This is a genomic window from Acidaminobacter sp. JC074 (genome assembly GCF_022496765.1).
Lineage (GTDB): Bacteria > Bacillota > Clostridia > Peptostreptococcales > Acidaminobacteraceae > JABXKX01.
In genome coordinates this window covers 209,463-232,916 of record NZ_VANV01000002.1, presented here as the reverse complement: position 1 = coordinate 232,916, position 23,454 = coordinate 209,463, and the positions used below count along the sequence as shown (strand labels likewise).

The following is a 23,454-nucleotide window of genomic DNA, read 5'->3' as shown; positions in this document are numbered from 1 at the left end:
CTATCTTGTAGAACTATTGGTAAACATTGATTTTGTATCACCAGTATCTAAATCCTTATAGGCACTAGCGGTAATTGTTACACCATCAATACTTGCTTCAAAATTCAAATCATTATTATCTAATGAACCATACTCCTTAAAATCATCGTATTTCTTAAATTCCTTTCTATAGTGACTTGCCAAATCTTCAACAGATGCATATGATGTGTAAATCAATGTTAAGCCACCATCGTTCCAATGGTCTTCCAAGATCACTTGTTTCAAAGAATAAATAGCCCATTTCATCAAGTCTTCTGAATTAACATCTGTCTTTTTTGCTTCAGGAACACGATCAAAGTATCTATTAACTTGGACATATGAAACACCAGCATCACTGGCAATACTCACTGTGACCTTTTCTCCGTTTACTAGACCAGTTAAGACCAATTCATCACTGACATTTGCTTCAGAGTAGTTCTCTGAATCTTCTAACATGGACTTATAATAATCTATTACAGATTCCTCACCTGACATAGTCATAAACACCACATATTCTATACCTTCTGAGGTGTTTTCGCCTGAATCTATCATGTCTTCCATTTGGAACAAGGCCCATTCTAAAAAACTTTTACCATCAACAGGTTCATATGTTTTTTCTGAAGTTTCTTCTAAATTATCAACATCACCTGTAAAAGTATAAACAACCCTGATCATATCATTGTTAACTTCTTCTGACATAATGACATTTACAAATCCACCTCTAAAGGTACCAAATATAGTTACACTAACACCTGAGTCCATAAATGAATAACCATCAGTAAACTTAAGTAGTTCATCATAATGGTCCATCATGACTTGTAATGATGTATCTGATAAGTATTCCACAATAAACATGCCTTCCATCTGCATGCTTTCTTCTACTTGTTTGATGTCTAAAAGTTGCAGTTCTTCAATATATTCTTCTATATCTCCACCAAGATCTACATCTGCAATTGCTGAGTTCATAGCAGCAACTGTTGCTTGATCTTCTTCAGAAAGAGCAGGCTTTGACATTTCCATTTCATGATATTCTTTGATAGTGAGACCCATGAAATCTGCAGCTGTCTGAAATTCCTCAAAGGCTGTTTTACCTTCTTTTTCTAAATCACTAAGATAAGCTTCATATGTCGTTTGATATGTTTCTGCAGTTTTTTCAGCCAGTTCTTTGATCATGCTTTCCATTTCCTTTACAGAAACCCCTTCTTTTTTTGCTCTTTCTTTCAATGCACTTGAACTACTATTTGACTCAGACTCATTAGCTGAATCACCACTACCTGTGGTTTGACTACTCGTAAGATTCTCTTTAACAGATAAACTTTCGTCTATATCAGCATTACTACCGCATGATAACAAGAGCAAAATTATACTTACAATAAGTAAGTTATAGATAAGTCTTTTCATGATATCTCCTTAATCTCCGAATAAATTTGCCAATCCTGATAACTCTTCTAAAGGATTAGCAGTTGCCTTTTTAGTTTCACCTTTACTTGAACCTGCAGCTGTCATAACACGGTCAGCCATTCTAGAAAACGGGAGTGACTGAAGCCAAACTTCACCTTGACCTGTGAGTGTTCCAAAGAAAATACCTTCACCACCAAATACAGCACTCTTTATATCTGAGGCAAACTGTACATCAAAATCTATTCCAGGAGTCATGGCGACTAGACAACCAGTGTCTATCCTTAAAGCATCACCATGATTCAAGGTCTTTTTGATAATCGTTCCGCCAGCATGCAAAAACACCAGTCCATCTCCTTCAAGTTTTTGCATGATAAAACCTTCACCACCAAAGAAACCAGACATTTTTTTCTGAAAATGCAAGCCTACTGATACACCCTTGGCTGCACATAAGAATGCGTCCTTTTGGCAGATAAGTGCGCCATCCATAGTATCTAAATCTACTGGAATAATAGTCCCTGGATATGGTGCTCCAAAAGCCACATGTGCTTTTCCCGACATATCATTTGTAAAGGTTGTCATAAACAAACCTTCACCTGTTAACAGTCTTTTTCCAGCACTTTTAAGTTTCCCAAACAAACCTTTTTCTTGTTTTGCTGATCCGTCTCCAAATATAGTTTCCATTTTAATTTTCTTGTCCATGTACATCATGGCACCAGCTTCAGCTAAGACCGTTTCCCCACCGTCTAACTCAATCTCAACAAACTGCATATCATCGCCATAAAGTTTGTAGTCTACCTCGTGTGCTATTCCCATACATATCTCCTTTCATCAATAAGATCTATATTAAGCTTATGTTAAGCATGTGGCTATAACAATTGAACTCAGGCATACTTGACAGTGACTGATGTAATTTCTTACATAAAAAAAATGACTTAGGATTGAATTATAAATCCTAAGTCATTTAACTTGTTTTTATACTTATTTTACTAAAGAAGCCTTCTCCCTTAGAAGTTATGTAGTCAAGGTTTCCATTCACCAAATCAAGCCTTGATCGGATACCTTTTAAACCATTACCTTCTATAAGTTCATCACAACCTTCACCATTATCAATGATCATCATCTGAAGATCATTAACTTGAACTTTTACTGAAACAAATATTTCTTTTGCACCACTGTGTTTGAGTGCATTAGTGATTAACTCCTTAGCAATTTTCTTAATAATGTCATACACCTTATCATCAATTTCTTTTTCAAGACCCTTTACAGATAATTTGGTCTGAATACCAGTATACCTGATAGCATCCAATATACGATTCAGTTCCTTTTTTAATAAATTGCCAGAGTAAGCTCTTGAAATTTGACCTTTTCTTATGTGACTCATGGATAATAGGCCTGCATCTAGCGAGTCCGAAACATCCTTTAAAGCATTCATGCTCAGAGTTCTGTCATTGTTGTAATATACCTTTGACACTTCTAGTAGTTTTATGGTTACTACTAATGAATGGCCAACAATATCATGAAGTTCCCTTGCGACATAATTTCTGGCTCCAATTTTAGAACTTTCTTTCAAAAGTCCAATATGGTCTGATAGTATCTTGTTCTTTTGATTGAGTTCTACCTGCTTGTTCTGGAGTTCGCTTTCAATAACCTTATAAGGTGTAATATCCTTAAAAATTAAAATGATTTGATCTTGAACCCAAGAGCTTTGAACTCTTATATAACGCTTATTATGTTTTAACTCTATAACATCAGGAGTTTTGCTTGTGATTAAATACTCTTTCAAATCATCAGGTTTACAAATGTCTTTACTTTGATAAGCATGGTTTTGATACAAGGTCTCAAACTTTTTATTTAAAACAAGTATAGGTGTATCTAGCTTATGAACAATTTCATGCCTTAAAATAGGCGATAAAGACATAAACTCAGACTTAAATGTTGCATATACAAATACAAACATGGACCATGTAAAGACAATGGGCGTTAAGTCAAAAATAACATACCAACCTAAGGAAAAAACAAAACGGTGAATCACTTTAGTAATAAAGAGCACATTGATAAAAAGCGGTAACAGTATTGCAGAAGAAACCAATAGTCTGTACATCGCATTTTTGCCTTCAAAGCAGATCTTAAACATTTTTCTACAATAGTAAAAACCAACACCAATAAAAGCATACTCAATTACCGTATGTAGTACAAACAAAATGCCAAATGAATCGGTCCAAAAGTTGTATGTCTTATAAAATAAATGGTGTATTGGATTTGTGACAATGATCAGTACCTGAAATACAACTACTGTCCATAGAAGCATTCGAACAGGTCTTTTTAAAGACTTTTGAGTGTAATAAGTATAGCCAAATTCTAAAAAGGCAATTTCCAATATACAAGCACAAATGTAATAAGCAACTATAAACAGCCATCTCAAGGTTACATTAGGTGCGACTGTTTTAAATATTTTAAATATCATCCAGCCGATCATAGAAAGTTGCACCACAACAAACCAGTTAAGCGCTTGGTTTTTTCTTGCTTTTATCAAAAATATCATTAAAAATGCTATTGATAAGACAATGGCAAAAATATGGACCACACAAATGGTTTGAATTTCAAGCTTTAGAACATCATTCATGATTCTATGCCATTTTCTACAGCATAAACTGCTAGTTGCAGCCTATCTGTTATGTTTAACTTCTCATATATCTTACTAACTTTATTTTTTATAGTACCTTCTGTGTAACAGAAAATTGCCGCAATTTCTTTGTTGCTTTTACCACTGACAATATGTTTGATCATTTCAATTTCTTCTTCTGATAAAACTTTAAGATAAGATTTACTGCTAGCCTGCATTCTAGAAAACTTGTTGACCATGATTTCCTTAACACTCTTATGTATAACTGTGAGTCCAAAGTTAACACATTTTATTATAGAAACCAGTTCACTGCAATCCACATCTTTAGTAATATAACCATCAGCATCTGCTAAAAAAGCTTCTACAATATTCTCTTTATTGTCAAAAGTCGTCAACATAATCACTTTAATAGTCTTAAACTGTTCTCTGATACGTTTCAGCGCTGTAATGCCATTCATTTCAGGCATTTCTATATCCATCAATACGATATCAGGCCTATGCCTTCTACAAGCTTCTACAGCCTCTTTACCGGTAGCAACCAAATCCACGACTTTAAACTCTTCTTCTATGCTTATCAACTGACCCAATGACTTTCTAAGAAGTACTTGATCATCCGCTATTAATATCTTAATCATGCTTCCTCCATTATTCGTTCATGTAAGTTGATACAGCCGCTCTGACATCTTTTAAGTCCTCTTTTGCACGACTTAAAATATCATTGATATCACTTTCAAACGCCTGAGACGATGCCAAATCTTTCACCATATTTTTTAGCCTATGCATAGACTTTTCTTGTTTTTCAGAAATCTCGTCTAGTATTTTGATTGTTTCTCTCTCTTTTTCAAACTCATAAACAATTTCTTTGTACTCTGATAATTGTCTATTTAGAATAACCGCCTGATCCTGTTTTTCACCTAATTGATCTAACATTTGAATCAAATCTGTAATATCCATAAAAGTTATGATAAAACCAACAAGTTCATTCTTGTCTTTTAACAAGCTATTGGAGAGATTAAAATACATCTCATCTTTACCAAAATATTTGATAAACTGCTTGTTGTAAGCCTGTCTAATGTCTATTTTCTCATCAAATAACTTGTCTAAGGAATCCATAGATACTTTGTCACAGGTGATTAGAAAATCCGACTCACGTACTTTCTTGTTTCTATATATGATGTTGCCATCTTTGTCTGTTATATAAATATAATCATCCAACATAAACCGAATGTTTCTGAATACTGACATACCAATCCGATAAGGTGTTCTTAATAAGGCAACATTATATATGCCGAATGCATAGGATGCATATATCAAACATAAGACAAGTCTTGTTAAATCTGAATTTAACATCACCACTATCAAGAAGACCAAGCTAGGTAATATCCAGAGTCCTAAATGATTGTACAAATAGCTTCTGATAGGGTTCATCTTATAAAGTCTGAAAACAAGGTATACATTTATAAGAATCAGTAGACCAAGAATGACAAAGAACATGTTTTCAAATTCGATACCATTAGGTTGATAAGAAATAAACACATCAGGCTTGAAGACAACCGCTAGTATAACCAAGACAGAAACCACAATGTTATCAAGACCATATTTACTTTTCTTATTTAAATAAATAACATCTAACAAGAATAAGATATGCATCATAATAAAAGTGACTAACCACAGCATATCTAATCTATGGATCAATGAAACATCTACGATGACCTCTTCTAAAAAAAGTATAAATAAGCCCAACAGGATTAAGAGTGTTGGTCTTAAAAATCGCCTACTATTTTGATCACCAGAAGTTTTATATAGTTGCATCATAAATACTGTTACAACATAGATAATTACAAGGGTTAAGAACACCACATTAACAAATTGTGCAATCGAATAATACCTTCCATCTCCCATAAACGCCTCCATCAATTTATTATATAATAAACGCCAGTCACTTGTAAGTGACCAGCGTCATTTCTCCATTTAATCATTCTCTTCTACTTGAACATAGTCTCCCTTATAATTATCCTTATCTAGAAGTTTGTCATCTATTTTACTATGTATGTCGATGCTTGTTACTTTCCATGATGTGATGTAAGGTAGTATCTTTCCTTCCATAAAATGATCACAGTATTCAAGGGTCGTACCACTTTCTTTATAGTCGGTTATAATTCTCTTATCTAGAGAATAAGTTAAAGACATTTTTGAATAAGTTTGACCACTCCTATAATACTTATGACCTAAAAAGACACGCTCACCATTTTTTGTTTCTATATACTCTCTATAACCATATTCATCAATAGTCTCTAGAAGGCCATCCTCACTTAGCCATTTATAGGTTTCGTTATCATTCTCGAGTTCTTCAAAAATAGAAAAATCCAAAAGTCTTATTGGTGCATTATCGCCATGTTCTGACATGATATAGCCATCCTGTCCGATAATGGTCGTTACATCTGCCTCATGGTTATACAAGATTTTTGTAACTCTTGTTATAGCACCTTTATAGGTGTTTTCTATCAAATAATCTCTACCTTTAAAGTAACACTTATTTTCAAATGTATAGTGAATTTCTCCATCATTGTGTTCTTTTGTATTTGGTGGATCATGATCCATACCTCCACCTTTTATGGTTACAGTGAGGTTTTTAGGATAAGCATTACCCCATTCTTCTTTCCATTCTTCAAAATCTAGTTGTCCAATTTCATGTCTAATCATGATTTCATCACCAAATGTCACATCTACATAGTCATCAATAGATGCTTTAAGTTCTTCACCTGTAAGCCCACCTTCTTCAGCATTTGAAGCTGGGTTACCTGCTTGACCAGAGTTTTCATATTGATAAACTACATAAGAGGTCTCTTCATCTTCTTCTTGGATAATGAACCAGACAAAGACACCACCAAGGGTTCCTTTAATATCAGCAGCACCAGGATACTCGGTAATATCATAATCCTCAGTATTTTCTAAAAGTGTTTTGTAGTAAGCTACAACTTTTTCAAAACTAGCTGATGAATAGTACTCAGTCACATAACCATCCGATGCACTGACTTCATTTCTAGAAACGAAGTCAGTAGCTTTATACTCTCCGAAACCAGCCAGATCATCACCACTTAGATTACTAAGTAGACCATCTAGGTTATCTACAATCACTTGAGTATCGATGTCTTCTTCAATTGCATTTGAAACTCTATCAAGTATAGACTCAAGGTCTTCAGTATCAAGATTTTCTAAATCTGCACCGCTTTCTTTAACGACTTCTATAACTTTGTCTATTTCATCTTTATTTTCTGTATACACTTCTTCTACTTCGTCTATAACACCTTTAATTTCATCTAATTCCTCACATCCTAAAAACAAGAGACAAACCACCATCAAAATTAATAATTTAGCCTTCATCTTCAATCCTCCCTTATAATTATTCTATAGAATACTCTAAGAAGAGACATCCACCTTAAGCCACAAGTTATTTAACTATGGTCACTAAATTGAACATAAAGAAAGAGGAGGAAACAAATCCCCCTCATTTTCTTAGTTAAATAGAAAAGCAGTTATCACTATCGATTCACAACTTTGATAACTTGGTCAAACTCATTGACAACTGCTTCTGTTACTATTTCATTTGGTATTCTTACATTAATTCTGATCTTCACATGTTGGTCATCATGGCTATCGATGATTTCCATCTTCTTAAGCTTCATATGATATTTGTCTACTACATGGTTGACATGTCCAATTTGAGATTTTAAGTCATTGGTTAAAATAACAATCTCCATATGTCTATTCTTAAGTGTCTGTCTGTGCTCGAATGTACCAAATACTTTTAAGATAAAAATAACAATGGCTGTTGCAGAAATACTGATGATATAATCACCCGCACCTATTGTAAGACCAATAATTGCAGACACCCACAAACTTGCTGCTGTGGTCAGTCCTTTTACACTGTTGCCATTTCTAATGATTGTACCAGCTCCAAGAAAACCGATGCCTGAGATGACTTGTGCACCTAGTCGTGTGATATCAAATGTATTACCATTTAGCTGATTAGTATGTATACCAAAAGGGATAATCATAACCAAAGACGCCCCAATACAAACCAAAGCATGGGTTCTTAGTCCGGCTGGTCTGTTTTTCGATTCTCTTTCAAAGCCAATTAGGCCACCTGCAAATGCTGCGGCAATGACCTTGAACAAATTTTCTGATAAATGTAAACTGATCAGATTGAGTGCTGTTCTTGATGCATCTACAAAATTAAAAACAGCTGTAGCTACAATCAGTCCAAACAATATTCCTACGATGAGTGGATCTCTTAAAACACCTTTTGTACGATTCATTTTCCCCCCTTAATATAAAAAGACTGCATAAACAAACTTATCATTCCATAAGCTTGTTTAGCAGTCTCATTCTCTTGCTATAATATTTAATTAACAACCCCAAATATCAACTTTACTGGTTGATACACCAATTGCACCAGCTTTTAAGCTGTTCATGATGTCTTCTTTTTCTGTTATCAAACCACCTGTAATAATTGGCTTTCTAACTTCTTTAACCATCTTGTTTACGATTTTCGGAACTACATTTGGCAGTATCTCAACAGCATCTGGATTACATGCGTTGATTGAACCTATACCCGTCTCTAATGAAAGGGAGTCCAGTAAGAAAATGCGTTGTATGGTCATGACATCATAATGCTTACATGCAGAAATCAAATGGCTTTTGGTCGTTATGATACCATCTGGCTTAAATACTTCACAGATGTATCTAATACCTGTCTTATTAGAAGATATGCCATCCACTAAATCCACATGCACAAAGGCCAGTTTATGTGCTTTCTGAATCTTTTTTATTTGATCATCTAAATCAAAGATAGATGAATTTAAGATAAAGACGATTTCAACATCTGCCCCTAAAGCTTCATTAAGATTTTTTTCATCACTAACGGCTGCTATGATTGGATTATTATGTAGTGAATCAACAATTTTATTTCCCATAAGTCACCTTCTGTTAACTGAATAAGTTAAGTGTAAATAATGCAATTGTTTCTGAGTAAGTTAGAAGAAGCAGTACTAAGATTAAGGCCCCTATAAATGGCCAAACTTCCCTGACAAAGTCTTCAAGTTTTACCCCTACAATGGTACATACTGTGAACATCATAGAACCAAACGGTGGTGTTAAACCACCAATCATGATGTTAACAATAAAGATCATACCAAAGTGAACCGGATCTATACCAAATGTGATTGCAGCTGGTACCAATAAAGGTGCTAGAATAACAAGTGCTGCACCACCTTCTATAAACATACCGATGAATAAAAGCATCACATTAACAACCATTAAGAATACAAATGGACTGTCTGTCATATTTACCAGTGAGTTTGTGATAAGCTGTGGGATTCTTTCAAGTGTTAAGTAAAAACCAAATACCTTGGCACTTGCAATGATCAACATAACTGCACCAGTTGACTTAACTGTATCCATTAAGATAACCGGCATATGCTTTAACTTTAACTTCTTATAAACAAAGAAACCTACAAATAATGAGAACAATACAGCGATACCACCAGCCTCAGTTGGTGTAAACATCCCCATTCTCATACCCATGATAATACCAAATGGTATTAAAAGAGCCCATATTGATTTAAAGAACTGAACAAGTACTTCACTGACTGAAGCTTGTTTGTCTCTACTTGGCTTAAATTTTCTTCTTACAGCAATGATATGTACAGCAAGCATTAGTGCACCTGACATCAAGATACCTGGTGTATAAGCCGCTAAGAACATAGCACCAACAGATACATTGGCAATAATTGCATAAAGAATCAAGTTTGTTCCTGGTGGAATAACTGGACTTACTGACGATGAAGCTGCTGTAATAGCAGCTGAAAATGGTGCTGAAAAGCCTTTTTTCTGCATTTCAGGAACCAAAATTTTAGATTGCATAGCAGCATCTGCATTGGCAGAACCTGATATACCACCCATCATAGCACTTAATAATACGTTTACCTGTGCAAGGCCACCTCTTGTATGGCCCACAAGTACCTCGGCGAACTTCATCATAGCCTCACTAATACCTGAATGATTCATAACAGCACCTACCATTATAAAAAATGGTACTGCTAGGTAAGGAAAAGATTCAATAGATGTAACAAACTGTTGAATGGCCATTTCCATAGGAATCGATGTATTGATGAAGATGAAGTAGAATAAAGATGCACCTATTAATGCAAATGCTACTGGAATATTCAAGAAGAATAAAATAAATAAAACAAGAATTGGCAATAAAGCTAACATTATTCTATCCCCTCCTTATCTGTATTTTTAGTAGCGAAAAACTGCTTGATATCATCATATGCAAAATATATAGAATATAAAGTGATAAGAAAGAATGATATAACAATAGAAATCTGAATATAGATATATGAGATTTCAAGTGCTACTGTGATCTTAGTTGAGTTCATTACATATTGGAAACTCAAATAAAACATACTACCTGATAATAAAACTACAATTATTGATGTTATTGCATTAAGAACAAGTCTACCTCTTGGTGGTAATAATTTTACTAAGACTTCTACACCGATAACGCTTTTCTTCTTGTAAGCGTTTGCAAAGCCTAAAAAAATTACCCATACAAAAGCTCCAACTGCTATTTCTTCAGTCCAGCTAAATGTAAAATTCAAGAAGTATCTTGTAAAAACATTCATAATAACAATAACTGATGTTACTGTTAAGAAAATACTTCCGATATAAAGTTCGAAGTCTTTCTTGAATCTATTTAAAAAATTGTTCATACTTCCTCCGACAATTAGATAAAAAGGTTGGAATGTCATTCCAACCTTTCATATAACAAGATATTAGTTTGACGCTTTAATTTTATCTAACTCTTTGATGATTTCATCATAGATACCTGGTGTCCACTTTTCGAACTTCTCGAATACTGGAGCAGCTGCATCCATAAATGCTTGAGAATCAACTTCGTGTACAGTTACACCATTTTCTTTTAATAAGTCTAAGTATTCGCCTTCAAGTCTCTTAGTCTCAGCTAAGTTGTCTTGCATACCTTTTTCGAATTCTTCAGAGATGATTGTTCTTTGCTCTTCAGTTAAACTTTCCCATACAGTTGTAGAGATAGATACTGCAGAAACACCTAATAAGTGATTTGTTAAAGAGTACTCTTTTACGTTTTCGTATTGCTTAGTACCATAGTAAGTTAAGATAGAACCTTCGATACCATCGATAACACCTTGCTGGATAGCAGCATATGTATCAGGGAATGGCATAGCGATTGGGTTACCACCCATAGCTTCTAATGTAAATGTGTACATTTGTGAGTTTGGTACTCTAATATTTAAACCATCCATATCTGCTGGCGTAATGATTGGCTTGTTAGTCATCATTGATCTGAAACCAAATACCCAGTCTAAAGATAATACTTTGATACCGTGCTCAGCTGCTTGAGCGTTTAAACCCTTAACTAAATCAGTTTGAGTCATTGCTAAGTATTGGTCAAAATTTTGGTATAAGAATGGACCTGTAATAGCATTGTAATCTGGTACGTAGTCACCTAAGAAGTTTACACCATCTACAGAAATCCAGTCAGCACCTTTAACTACCTGCTCCATAGAGTCTTTACCGATTGGTAAGATACCACCAGTGAATAATTGAAGATCTAAAGATCCTTCTGATCTTTCGTTGATCGCTTCAACAACTTTCTTTAATGACTTTGAAGTTTGCTCATCATCAACAAACTTTGTACTAACCTTAATAACTCTTGTTTTAACTTCTTCGCCACCAGCAGCCTTTTCGCCACCACAAGCGATCATAGTTAAAGACATCGCCAGTACTAATAATAATACTAATAGTTTTTTCATTGTGTTCCCCCTCTTTCTAAATATGGCACGATCCCCTTAAAAATATAAATTAATTATTTATGTGCCATCTTTTCAGGCCGAAAAAAAAGCCGCGTTTAAAACGACCTATCATTCCATAAGTCATTATAAAGCAGTCTCACTCTCTTGCCCTCATATTAAAATACTTCATCATTATATTACAGTTCATAAGCTTTGTACAGAACTTTTTTATACTTTTTTAATCAATTATAAAAAAGCTACAAACAAGCATTTTGAGACATTGGGCAATATTTTTCTCAAAATTCATTAATCATGATTAGCTTTTTTCTGCTGAATTAGTTGGAAATACACACTTTTGCCACATGATGATATTTGTACTATAAAGCATCACATCAGTTTATATAATAAACCATTAGAAAAAATGATATCACTATTTAGTTATAAGCAATTATAATTATAGACTTATATATAACTGTGATAGATTAACTATCAAAACAATCTTAAATAAAACGTTTTCCTATTTTTCAAGGCTTTTCACAAATCTTGAAGTCCACTGTCAATTGTCTTATGTCATTTTTCTATTAATTACTCTTTATATTACATTATAATAATTTTATTTTTATCAACTTTTTAATATATAAAAAGTACACAAAAAAAGAACAGGTTGCCCTGTCCTTTCGACTGCCCGCATTAAATAGCCTTCATAGATCTTGAAGCAACTATGTTAACACCTGTACCCAATACATTTTCTATTAGAACATCACCCATTTTAACAGGTGCAGTTAATGTGGTCTCATTAATTTCTTTCATACAGTCAAAGATTTTATCTTTAGGAATATCTTCTGCAGTTCTCACTGGAATTCTGCTACTTAAACCACCTTCAATTTTCATAGTGGAAGTAACAATTCTCGTTGGATTCGTCAGCTCTTTTACACCATACGCTTCACCACGTTTGCACTTAGCATGCTCTACAAGAATCTCGCTTCCTTCAGTCACCTTTAAATGGCAACCTACTGGACAGGCTATACAGATTAAATCATGTACTTTACTCATTAGACAACCTCCATTACTTCTACACTTAAAGTTTCATTAGAGTCTTCTAACATCTTAGATGCAAGAACAATTTTCTCCATTTCACTTGGTGTTACATGGTTCTTCTTTACTTCTCTAATAACTTGATCTCCTAGCTTGACTACAAACTTAACATTGGACGCTTGGTTTCTAACTCTCATAAATATCTCTACAGCTTTTTCATCATGAACAAGTGCAATTTCTTGAGGTACGATATAACCAATACCATTTCCTGGCGTCGTTTTAATACGTGTCTTAGATTGACCTCTTACACCTTGAATGTACTTGGCAGCATTTCTGCCTGCTTTTTCACTTTCAAAAGATACAAAGTCCACAATATCATGAACATGCACTACATTTCCACATGCAAATATCCCATCTACATCTGTAGACATGGTATCATCCACAATAGGACCTTTGGTTCTTCTGTCTAAGTCTATATCTGCTTTTTCCGAAAGTTCATTTTCAGGAATTAAGCCAACTGAGAATAGGACCGTATCACATTCAATGGTCTGTTCGCTACCTGGAATCGGTTGTTTCTTCTCATCCATATCCATAACAACAACACTTTCCACACGGTCTTTACCGTTGATTTTCACGATGGTTCTTCTTAACATAAGCGGAATATCAAAATCGTCTAAGCACTGAACAACATTTCTTGCAAGTCCTGCTGCGTAACCACCTCTAGCAAGTACACCAACAACCTCAGCACCTTCTAAAGTCAGTCTCCTAGCCATGATTAATCCGATATCACCAGAGCCTAAGATAATGACTTTTTTACCAACATTGAAACCTTCTGTATTAATTAAAAGCTGTGCCATACCGGCGTTGTAAACACCTGCAGGTCTTGAACCAGAAATACTAACCGCACCTCTTGTACGCTCTCTACAACCCATCGCAAGTACAATAGCATCAGCACTGATCGTTACAAAACCTTCTTTTACAGACATGTAAGAGATTTTCTTGTCAGGTGTTATGTCTACAACCATTGTATCTACTTTATATGGAATTTCCATTTCTTCAAGTTCAACGATGTATCTTTCAGCGTATTCTGGTCCTGTTAACTCTTCCTTGAACATTTGAAGACCAAAACCATTGTGGATGCACTGCTGTAAGATGCCACCTAATTCTTTGTCTCTTTCAATGACTAAAATGTCTTGAACACCATTCTTTTTAGCCTCAATGGCTGCTGCAAGCCCAGCAGGTCCACCGCCTACTACAACAAGTTCATAATGCTTCATTAGTGGGCCTCCTTCGTTTCACCTGTAATAATAAATGATTCATTTCTATCTTTTACAATTGTCTTAATATCTTTATCAAGCTCTCTAGCTAAGATCTCCATAACCTTGGCACCACAGAAACCGCCTTGACATCTGCCCATACCAGGTCTTACACGTCTTTTAATGCCGTCAACAGTTGTTGCGCCTAGTGTTCTATGGATCGCTTCAACAATTTCACCTTCAGTAATAAGCTCACATCTACAGACGATACGTCCATATCTAGGATCTTTCTTAATTAAAGCTTGTTTCTCTTCTTCAGGTAAGTCCATAAAGTGAGGGACTGCCTTTCTGATAGGATTAAAGTCTTCTTTTTCTTCAACATCTATTCTTTCTAGAATCATGTCCTTTACATAATCAGCAATAGCTGGTGCTGAAGATAAACCTGGTGATTCTATTCCTGCAACATCAATAAAACCTTTTACATCCGAAGCTTCTTCAATGATAAAATCTTTAGTTGACGGCTTTGCTCTTAAGCCTGCAAATGATGTAATCACCTGATTCATCGGTAGATTAACCACTGTCTTATAGGCTTTTTCTTTAATGAAATTTAAATTATCAGAATCTGTTTCTACATCTTCTTTATCATCAAACATCTCAGAGTCAGGTCCAACCAAGGTATTACCATGTACCGTTGGCAGTACCAGTACACCCTTACCTTTTTCTGTCGGGCACTGGAACATAATGCTGTTAAGTAGTGGCTTTTTCATCTTATCTAGTAGATAATACTGGCCTTTCCAAGCATCAATCTTAAAAGATTCTTTTGCAATCATATTATGAATCTTATCAGCATAAACACCTGCACAGTTAATAACAAACTTCGCTTCAATAGAACCATGGTTGGTTTCAAGTACAAAGTGTTCATCTTTATTGATATCATTTACCTGATGGTTGAGTAATAGGTCTACCCCATTGTCTACAGCATTTTCTGCAAGGGCAATGGTTAACTCCCATGGACCGATGATACCAGCCGTTGGGGCAAACAAGCCCGCTACAACTTCAGGATTTAAGTTTGGTTCACGCTTTAATAACTCTTCTTTATAAACAATCTCCATATCTGGAATATGATTGTCTTGTCCTCTTTTAAGAAGATCTTTCAAAGTCTCAACTTCTTCCTTTGAAAAAGCTAAAACATAAGAACCGATTCTTTTAAAAGGGACATCCAGTTCATCACATATTTTATCAAACATCATGTTTCCAAGTGCGTTGAACTTTCCTTTATTCGTATTTGGAAGTGCATCATACCCTGCATGGATAATAGCACTATTGGCTTTTGTCGTCCCCATTGACACATCATTTTCTTTTTCTAATAGTGCTACTTTTAACTGATATCTCGAAAGCTCTCTTGCAATCGAAGCACCAATGACCCCTGCACCAATTATGGCGATATCGTACATATTTCCTCCCTCACACGCAAAAAAAGCCACACAAATAAACGCTAGTTTACTGTGCGGCTCTCATTCTCTTGCCTATTTATTAAATTCGAGTTCATTATACATGACTTTTATACAATTGTCTATCTAAGAATTAAAATTTATTTAAAGTCACAGAATGAACTGTCAGAATCAACAAAAGCAGTGATCTGATTACTTCATATATATGGCTTGGCCTATGTCTTTCATACCAAGTTTTTCATATTTTGCATAAGTTGGTATCGCTTTTTCTAGATCAAAGTCACATGCTTGATAAAACATGTCTAAAGCCTTGTCCATATCAATAGTTCTACCCTTAGGTGGTCCATCATAAGCGGGTTCTTTCATAAAACGTTTAGGCAGTTTATCATCTTTTCTCCTAAAGCCTCTATCGTAATTAAGCGCTCTTTCAAGGGCGATGGTCCTTTCAGCTTTTAAAAGAAGTTCTCTTTTATCACATTTAAGACCAGTTGCATGCTCATACAAAGATGCCATTGTTGTAGGCTGCATTTCAGTGTTGATCACATTAAAGTCACAAAGTCCAATTAAGTTTGTCACAACAAAGTATTCCTTAATTGCCTTTAACCATTCTTTTGATTCTTCTTCACTAAATGGATCCTTAGGTTCGTTGATATCTAAATCAGGGTAAATATAGCCAAATCCATCAATGGATGCTGCATATGGCCTCATATGACAAGCGCCTCTTTCACTGGTGCCAAAGGCTATGGCCATGGAAACTGCCCCTCTTGGATCTGTCGCAGAGATCTCCATTCCCTTAACAGTCATAACATGGTCCTTGGATGCTTCACCTAGTTTCTTACTTGCCCAGTAAGAGCCATCTGCAAACAAATCACCGCAACCTTCACGCAAACACATCTTTCTAACAAGTTCAGCCATGGCCTGGCCATTTCCGAAATTCAGCTCAAGGCCATCTAAATCCTCTTTGGTCACAATGCCCTTTTCATACCATTCCATTGCAGTAGCGACCGTTGCCCCGGCTGATATGGTATCAATACCATATATGGATGTATAATAATTTGCCATGGCAATGGATTGATAGTCGTAAACACCACACCTTGGTCCAAAAGCAGCAATGGTTTCATATTCAAGTTCACCAACTTCTACATCTCCCATTACCACATACTTGTGACAACCTATTTGACAAGCATAACAAGTTCTTCTTTTCACATCAAACTTTTCACGGTCATTCCACAGATTAGCTGGCAGTAATGGATCCAGCTTATCAGTTTTATTTTTTTGGAAGTTATCTACTGGAAGTAAGCCAAACTCATTAGCACCATCTAACCATGCTGGCGTACCATATGCATGAACCGGTCCCCAAGTATAAGCCTCTGACTTAAGTTCTTTTATGGCTTTTGTTGTCATTTGTAAAAAGGCTTCAGATTCAGCTACATCTATAGAGCCTGTTCCTTTAACAACAATTGCCTTTAAGTTCTTACTTCCCATCACAGCACCTGCACCGCCACGACCGGCAAAACAATCATCAGAAAATATTGCAGCCAGCTTGTTGAGTTTTTCACCAGATGGTCCAATACAGACTACCTTATAGTCCTTTCCATGCCTATCTTTAAGTATGTCTGTTGTTTCTCTTGTGACTTTACCCCATAAGTCTTTTGCATCTTCTATGCTTACCTTGTCGTCATCTACAAATAAGTAAACAGGCTCTGAAGACGCAGATTCGAATATGATAGAATCATAACCGGCAAATTTGAGTTCCGCCCCAAAACGGCTGCCCATATTCGATGCCCCTATGGAGCCAGTAAGAGGCGAGATAAAGACCACACTTGTCCTAGAAGCAGAAGGTGCTGGTGTGCCTGTTAAAGGGCCAGTATTAAAGCTTAAAATGTTGGCTTCATCTAAGGGATCAATTGTATGGTTCATTTCATCCCACATAAGAGCCATACCATAACCTTCTCCCCCCATATACTTTTGGATGTAATCTTGATTCAAAGGCTTCTTGTTGATTGTTTTTTCTTTTAGATTTATTCTTAACTCACAATTCTTATATGCTTTCATATGGCCCCCTTACCAACTCAATACTTGTCGCGGACAAGCTTCTACACATTTTGGCAAACCACCGCACAAATCACACTTAACCGCCTGATTGTCCATCATTTGAATAGCATCAATTGGGCATGCTTCTTTGCAATCGCCGCATCCTACACAGCCATCACCAATAGTAACAGCACCTGAATACCTATCTCTTACAATCACATTATTGTTACAAGCTTCAGCACATGGCACGTCAATACACTGCTGACATACTGTTTGCATGAAACTTCCTAGCTCAGCCTTCTCTCTTATCTTAATACCTGTTCCATTAGGATTGATTTTTCCGAAATGAGCGAGGCTGCAGACACTTTCACATACTCTGCATCCCTGACACGCATTCCTGTTTACATTGATTTTAATTCTACCTGCTTTCATTAGGCCTCCTATCCCCCACCACAAATAGGCAGTATCTTCACTCTATCCATTTCTGATAAGACAGCATTCTTTGAAATTGTCTGTCCGTTAACCGAAATCACCAACCAGCTTTCATTTATTCTTACATCAAGTAGCTGAATAAGTTCTTTAACTGTTGTCTTCTCTGGTATATCCATAGTCTTTTCCTTACAACCTAAGGCTTTTTCTATCAAACCAGAGACTTCAATCGTCACTTCCATAACATCCCTCCCAACAAAAAAGCAAAGAAAAACCAATGTAAACATTGATCTCCTTTGCAAACGGCAGGCTGATTCATTGCTAAATCAACCCTATCGATCCTATATACCCTGTAGGCCTATAGAACTCGGAGTTGTATCCACTTCTAAGACCATTATAAACTCTACTCTTACAATAGAGTCAAGGCTTCATCATTTAATTGGTACTTGAATTTTAATAAACATCTTTTGTCTATTTTCAAAAACAGGCAGTTCCACAACTACTTCACATATATAATCACCTATCAAGACATAATTATGTTTTTTAGCATAATTCAAAAGCTTTTCAGCATACATAACTTCATCATAGAAGTTTTCAAAATACAAGGTTAGATACTTACCTGACCTTATGGTTTCATTTGATTCCATTGAGTCAACAAATATAAATATTTCAGAGGAATAGAAATCTTTGTTGACCAGCTTATCATGCCTTAATATAGAACCCACATTACAAAACTTTACCATGGGAAGATGGTCAAGCTTGACTTGCTCTTTTAAAGACCTGATCATATACTCCCAAGTGGAAATATCATTTTCATAAAAGTTGATCCCAGTGTCATGAACATAAACATTTCTCTCTTCAAGTTCCTCAATATAGATTTCTCCTAGTTTTGGCGCCGACCTGTATCTTGATATATTGTCGCGGTAACCTTTAACTGCCTTTTTCATATCTCTTAGGCCCTTGAGCTCTTCCTCTATCCACTTTTCTTGGTTACTCAAAATATCATCTAAGTCTTTAATATTTTTAGCATCCAACTGATTTTTAATAGCTTCTAAAGACATACCAAGACATTTCATGTATTGAATCATATCCAGACGAGCACATTGGTCTATCGTGTAATACCTGTAATTTGAAATCTCATCAACAATCACTGGTTTTAAAAGTCCCATCTTGTCATAATGTCTTAGGGTTTGCACAGTTACTTGATTGAGTTTTGCCATTTTACCAATACTTAATTTTTCCATAGAACACCTCAAAATTTCTATACCCCAGTAGGCTTTAATTATTACTTTTATTTTATCTTAAATTCTCCATAAAAAGAAAAAGCCTGATAAACAGACTTTTTAGTGTTTCATTTTGGTTGTAGGATCGTAATTGTACTTAACTCCCTGCACCTGACATCTGTGGAAGCGCCAAGTCTTCTTATCAACAAACTGCAACTCATCATTAACAGCTTCAACATTTTTAGCAACATATACTGTGATATCATCCACTTGATAGGTATCATACAAATCCATATTCCTAGGCTTTCTGTAATTGATCACTGGATATTTAGTAATACCATAAGAATAAATGTTATGTACGTCTGTCATAAGGGTTAATGTTAAGATATCATGGTGGTGATGGTGCATATAGTCAACAAGGTTATGATCTAAGTTCACTTTCATACTATCATCTCCTCTTTACATTTATACCCTTTATGTGCAATATCAAAACATCTGTAGGTAATCTGACATCTGTTTCTTAATCCACCCTGGGGAAGGATGTTTGAAGTCTAATCGATCATCGTGATAACAGGCGTCACAATAAATGCCACCTCCAATCAGAGTTTGATCTCTTGTTAATACAAAATGAGGATTTATTGCCTTAAACATGGCAAAATCAGGATAACATGCTAGAAGCTCAATAAGTTCTGAATCATATGTTTTAAAGATGTCACATATACGGCACTTGGTCACAATGTTACAATACGCTTGGTCATTTAACCTGATACCAATCCAGTCCATATCACCACCTTGGATATTAAAATCAACTTGCATAATCCTAAGTTGATTAATGGACTTTGGCGCGTCTTGTCTTTTTGGCAATTTGAAAATCATTTGGTCCAAATAAGCCCTTGTAAAGTTAACAGCAGCTGTTCTACCGACAATGTCCACCAAACATTCAAGTCTTAAATACTGAGGGAGCAGTCGCATTTTATGAAAACTATCTGCTGTTACAGTGTCGCCTTTATGCTCTAGCAAAGACATCATGTAACTTTTATAGCTAGAATGCAGATCCTGACCTTTTGGCAGTTGCTCTATTAGGTTATCAATATATAAGTCATAACAATCCTCAAATGCTTGACTTACAGCCTTTAAATATGATTCAAAAGATAAAATCGATTTCTTAATAAAACCGTCCACATCTAAATTTAAGACCGCATCTTGTTTGAAAGCCTTATAATACTTATTCATACAAGCCTCTTTTATTCAGATAAGCCTTTAATAATGGCACACTCTTATTAATAAAATCCCTCGGGTTTTCTCTAATGATAAGGACATAATTGATGAAATTGACACGTCTGGCAATAATCAAATCCTCAATTAAATCATCGTTAAAGTCAAACTCCCGCAATCTATGATAACCTCTTATAAATGCGTCTTTGACCTCATCATAAGACCATTTATTATGATGGGTATAGTAATAAAGTAAGGTCGCAAGATCATGCAGTGGACAACCTAACATAGCTTCTTCATAGTCTATTAAGAATAGATCATCTTCAGATACTTTTATATTCCAAGGATTTAGATCGCCATGTATCAATTGGCTGTCATACATACAATAGATTTTATCTAATGACTCATTTAAGATTGGAATGATCTTGTCTAGAAGCCTCTTCAACTCTTTGTCTATAAAATTTTCATACTTTATTTTATGATAAACGGCTACTTCATCCTTGTAAAAGAAGACCTTATTCCAACGCTTGGGTTTTAAGTCATGTAAAGCTTCTCCAAAAGTTGCCTCATGCAGTTTAGCTAGAGTTTCACCAAGTGTTTCAAAGCTTCTAATAGATTCACGTTTATCATGATCTTTTCCTGCCATCCACTTATAAATCATGATACGTTTATAAATGTCTTCAGAATCACAGTAAACACTGGTGACAGAACAGCCTTCCTTATTTTTAACAAGTTTAGGGAAAGATAAGTTTGTCTTCTTGTCTACCAAGTCAAGAAAATAAGCTTCTGCTTTATTATCTTCAAGACAAGAAGAGGCTTCCTCAAATATTTTCAGTGCGTAGTCACCTTCTTTAGTATGCACCTTATAGATAACATTTGTTTCTTCCACTAAAAACTCTATTTGAGATGACTTAAAATCATACATATTTATAGCACTCAATGCTATATCTCTATATTTATTCAATTCCATATATTCTAACCTTTCCATCTACACCAATCGTGCTAATGTATGTCTCATCTTTAGAAATAACAACTCCTTGTACCTCTGTTCCCGGTCTAAATGTCTTGATAAGTTTACCAGACTGAAAATCCCATAATCTCATGGTTCTGCCATGCGCACTACAAGACACCATCCAACTTTTATCTCTTGATATAAATACATCCATTACCTTGCCAGAATGGTCATCTAATAATTTATTAAGATTACCATCATGTATATCCCAATAGGCAATGTTATGGTCTGCACCACATGTAATGAGGTATTTATCACTAACTTTTATATCATAATTATAACCATCATGTCCTCTAGTTGAATAAAGTTTCTCAAATGATTTTGCATCTAATGCTGTTGTAGTAAAATCATCAGTAGCCCCTGCATATGCGAAGAATACTTTAGAATCATCATTTGAAAAAGCAAGTTGAAAAATAGGATAATCTAAAGCTTGATAATTTGAAATTATATCCAAGTCCGGATAGGTACATAACTTTATGTTACCACCAATTTTACCAATGACAATTTTTTTATTATCATTTGATAATGAAATACTACCAACTTGATCCTCTACAAAAGACATGGTTTTGCCTTCTAAGTCGTAAAAATACAATTTACCTTGTTCACCTTTGTAGATCAGTGTTTGGTCATCATCCGTAAAGACCATGTCAACAGCCATTTCATCTACTTGAACCTGATCTAGCAATCTACCCGATTTTACATGCCAAAGCTTAAGCGTCTTATCAAAACTAGAAGTGGCAACAATCTTATCGTCATGACTAAGAGCCAGACAAAAGCCAGCCTGATTATGAGCAGAAATTACTTTTAGTTCTTCAACTTGATCTAGATTTTCTAGTCCTATTATAGACAGGTCTGATAAAACCTTGTTTCCGATAAAATAAACAGTATCATCATAACCACCTGTAACAAGACCATCACTGGTAAATGTAACAGTGTGAAGTTCATCATCAAAGTTTATTCTTTTTACATGTTTGCCGTTCTCAAGTTCTACAATATTGACGGACTTATCAACACCTACCGAGGCCACATATTTTTCATCTAATGATATAGCTAGATCATACAAACCATCCATATGTCGATACTTCTTAATAAGACTACCATCCTCTTTCCATATGGCCACATTTGAATCTGTTCCTCCTGCTACTAGGTAAGCGCCGTCTTCTGTAATCTCCAAACAGTGAACATCAAAACTCAAACCTTTATAATTCATGACTACTTGTCCACTCATTATGTTATATTTTTCTACCTTACCTTCATGCCCCACACAATATATAAAGTCATTATTGGGACCAAACCGAACATCAAAACAGCCTGAAGTCCAATCAAATGAAGATATTAATTCAAACGAACTCAAATCAAATACTTTTACTGAATTACCATCTGAGATTGCAACGTAACTTAAGTCGTTACTGATATTAAACTCCTTTGTTATACCTTCATAAATAATCAAGCTATCAAATGACTCTAAATCTGTTTTAATCAACTGATTATCATCACTTATGCTATAAATAGCATTATGTATTTCTACTTCTTCAACACCCTTCGTATAAAGGGATTTATGATGTATAAGTTGACCACTGTGGTCCCATAGAGAAATGCTACCATCAGTAGAACCAATAACAATATAGTCCTCATTACTATCAGAAGTATAGATTCTATCCGCATGTTGATGACTTTCAAACACATTTACAAAATCCCTGATTCCTCCGTAATCGATGATGTTTTCGGCAATCTCTTCTTCAATTACAGTATTTTCTTTTGATTCACTTTGACAGCCTATCAAGCATATCATTAGCAATAATAACAACACTTTTTTCATAATCCCACCCCTTTCTTATAAGTATAGGATGTATATATATATGAGAAAAGTGATGAAAATAAGTAAAAAATAAGCCTTATATCATTCTTATGAAAGTAAATGA

Annotated in this window: 22 protein-coding genes and 1 riboswitch; all 22 genes read right to left on the bottom strand. The window is 35.2% G+C overall.

The features are described from left to right. The 22 genes from EZV73_RS02995 to EZV73_RS02890 all read right to left on the bottom strand — a co-directional run bounded on the left by EZV73_RS02995 (nucleotide 1) and on the right by EZV73_RS02890 (nucleotide 23,351). Entirely contained in the window at nucleotides 1-1,419 is a 1,419-nt protein-coding gene (locus EZV73_RS02995; RefSeq protein WP_240838169.1) for a hypothetical protein, read from the bottom strand. A gap of 9 nt (nucleotides 1,420-1,428) precedes the next feature. Continuing rightward, the gene (locus EZV73_RS02990) at nucleotides 1,429-2,232 is read right to left on the bottom strand and encodes a TIGR00266 family protein (protein WP_240838168.1); all 804 of its coding nucleotides are present in this window, start codon (nucleotides 2,230-2,232) and stop codon (nucleotides 1,429-1,431) included. A 148-nt stretch (nucleotides 2,233-2,380) separates the two neighbouring features. Continuing rightward, nucleotides 2,381-4,042, bottom strand: a complete 1,662-nt coding sequence (locus tag EZV73_RS02985; RefSeq protein ID WP_240838167.1) for a histidine kinase N-terminal 7TM domain-containing protein — start codon at nucleotides 4,040-4,042, stop codon at nucleotides 2,381-2,383. Further along, the gene (locus EZV73_RS02980) at nucleotides 4,039-4,677 is read right to left on the bottom strand and encodes a response regulator transcription factor (RefSeq protein WP_240838166.1); all 639 of its coding nucleotides are present in this window, start codon (nucleotides 4,675-4,677) and stop codon (nucleotides 4,039-4,041) included. Before EZV73_RS02980 ends, EZV73_RS02985 begins: the two co-directional genes overlap by 4 nt. Nucleotides 4,678-4,687: 10 nt before the next feature. Beyond that, nucleotides 4,688-5,944, bottom strand: coding sequence for a hypothetical protein (locus tag EZV73_RS02975; RefSeq protein ID WP_240838165.1), 1,257 nt, complete (start codon nucleotides 5,942-5,944; stop codon nucleotides 4,688-4,690). A 69-nt stretch (nucleotides 5,945-6,013) separates the two neighbouring features. Next, entirely contained in the window at nucleotides 6,014-7,426 is a 1,413-nt protein-coding gene (locus tag EZV73_RS02970) for a hypothetical protein (protein WP_240838164.1), read from the bottom strand. A gap of 158 nt (nucleotides 7,427-7,584) precedes the next feature. Beyond that, nucleotides 7,585-8,361 (bottom strand): MgtC/SapB family protein, encoded by a 777-nt coding sequence (locus EZV73_RS02965; protein ID WP_240838163.1) that lies wholly within the window; start codon nucleotides 8,359-8,361, stop codon nucleotides 7,585-7,587. Nucleotides 8,362-8,451: 90 nt separating this feature from the next. Then, entirely contained in the window at nucleotides 8,452-9,018 is a 567-nt protein-coding gene (locus EZV73_RS02960; protein ID WP_240838162.1) for a glycerol-3-phosphate responsive antiterminator, read from the bottom strand. A gap of 13 nt (nucleotides 9,019-9,031) precedes the next feature. After that, nucleotides 9,032-10,318, bottom strand: a complete 1,287-nt coding sequence (locus EZV73_RS02955) for a TRAP transporter large permease (RefSeq protein ID WP_240838160.1) — start codon at nucleotides 10,316-10,318, stop codon at nucleotides 9,032-9,034. Then, nucleotides 10,318-10,818 (bottom strand): TRAP transporter small permease, encoded by a 501-nt coding sequence (locus EZV73_RS02950; RefSeq protein WP_240838158.1) that lies wholly within the window; start codon nucleotides 10,816-10,818, stop codon nucleotides 10,318-10,320. Before EZV73_RS02950 ends, EZV73_RS02955 begins: the two co-directional genes overlap by 1 nt. Before the next feature lie 63 nt (nucleotides 10,819-10,881). Then, the gene (locus EZV73_RS02945; RefSeq protein ID WP_240838156.1) at nucleotides 10,882-11,898 is read right to left on the bottom strand and encodes a C4-dicarboxylate TRAP transporter substrate-binding protein; all 1,017 of its coding nucleotides are present in this window, start codon (nucleotides 11,896-11,898) and stop codon (nucleotides 10,882-10,884) included. Between the two features lie 669 nt (nucleotides 11,899-12,567). Beyond that, complete coding sequence (locus EZV73_RS02940) at nucleotides 12,568-12,930, bottom strand: DUF1667 domain-containing protein (protein WP_240838154.1); 363 nt, start codon at nucleotides 12,928-12,930, stop codon at nucleotides 12,568-12,570. Continuing rightward, nucleotides 12,930-14,189, bottom strand: coding sequence for an NAD(P)/FAD-dependent oxidoreductase (locus EZV73_RS02935; RefSeq protein WP_240838152.1), 1,260 nt, complete (start codon nucleotides 14,187-14,189; stop codon nucleotides 12,930-12,932). The genes EZV73_RS02940 and EZV73_RS02935 overlap by 1 nt, the downstream gene beginning before the upstream one ends. Beyond that, on the bottom strand, nucleotides 14,189-15,622 hold the full coding sequence (locus EZV73_RS02930) for an NAD(P)/FAD-dependent oxidoreductase (RefSeq protein WP_240838150.1): 1,434 nt from the start codon (nucleotides 15,620-15,622) through the stop codon (nucleotides 14,189-14,191). Before EZV73_RS02930 ends, EZV73_RS02935 begins: the two co-directional genes overlap by 1 nt. A 189-nt stretch (nucleotides 15,623-15,811) precedes the next feature. Further along, complete coding sequence (locus tag EZV73_RS02925; protein ID WP_240838148.1) at nucleotides 15,812-17,674, bottom strand: aldehyde ferredoxin oxidoreductase family protein; 1,863 nt, start codon at nucleotides 17,672-17,674, stop codon at nucleotides 15,812-15,814. Between the two features lie 9 nt (nucleotides 17,675-17,683). Then, nucleotides 17,684-18,085 (bottom strand): 4Fe-4S dicluster domain-containing protein, encoded by a 402-nt coding sequence (locus EZV73_RS02920; protein WP_240838146.1) that lies wholly within the window; start codon nucleotides 18,083-18,085, stop codon nucleotides 17,684-17,686. Between the two features lie 8 nt (nucleotides 18,086-18,093). Continuing rightward, nucleotides 18,094-18,324, bottom strand: a complete 231-nt coding sequence (locus tag EZV73_RS02915; protein WP_240838144.1) for a MoaD/ThiS family protein — start codon at nucleotides 18,322-18,324, stop codon at nucleotides 18,094-18,096. 33 nt (nucleotides 18,325-18,357) lie between these two features. Then, nucleotides 18,358-18,467, bottom strand: a riboswitch (molybdenum cofactor riboswitch). Between the two features lie 46 nt (nucleotides 18,468-18,513). Beyond that, nucleotides 18,514-19,326 (bottom strand): MerR family transcriptional regulator, encoded by an 813-nt coding sequence (locus tag EZV73_RS02910; RefSeq protein ID WP_240838142.1) that lies wholly within the window; start codon nucleotides 19,324-19,326, stop codon nucleotides 18,514-18,516. A gap of 99 nt (nucleotides 19,327-19,425) precedes the next feature. Then, complete coding sequence (locus EZV73_RS02905; RefSeq protein WP_240838140.1) at nucleotides 19,426-19,749, bottom strand: hypothetical protein; 324 nt, start codon at nucleotides 19,747-19,749, stop codon at nucleotides 19,426-19,428. A 42-nt stretch (nucleotides 19,750-19,791) separates the two neighbouring features. Continuing rightward, nucleotides 19,792-20,538 (bottom strand): L-2-amino-thiazoline-4-carboxylic acid hydrolase, encoded by a 747-nt coding sequence (locus EZV73_RS02900; protein ID WP_240838138.1) that lies wholly within the window; start codon nucleotides 20,536-20,538, stop codon nucleotides 19,792-19,794. Further along, on the bottom strand, nucleotides 20,531-21,490 hold the full coding sequence (locus EZV73_RS02895) for a phosphotransferase enzyme family protein (RefSeq protein ID WP_240838136.1): 960 nt from the start codon (nucleotides 21,488-21,490) through the stop codon (nucleotides 20,531-20,533). Before EZV73_RS02895 ends, EZV73_RS02900 begins: the two co-directional genes overlap by 8 nt. Beyond that, complete coding sequence (locus tag EZV73_RS02890; RefSeq protein ID WP_240838134.1) at nucleotides 21,477-23,351, bottom strand: WD40 repeat domain-containing protein; 1,875 nt, start codon at nucleotides 23,349-23,351, stop codon at nucleotides 21,477-21,479. Before EZV73_RS02890 ends, EZV73_RS02895 begins: the two co-directional genes overlap by 14 nt. Nucleotides 23,352-23,454: the final 103 nt, after the last annotated feature.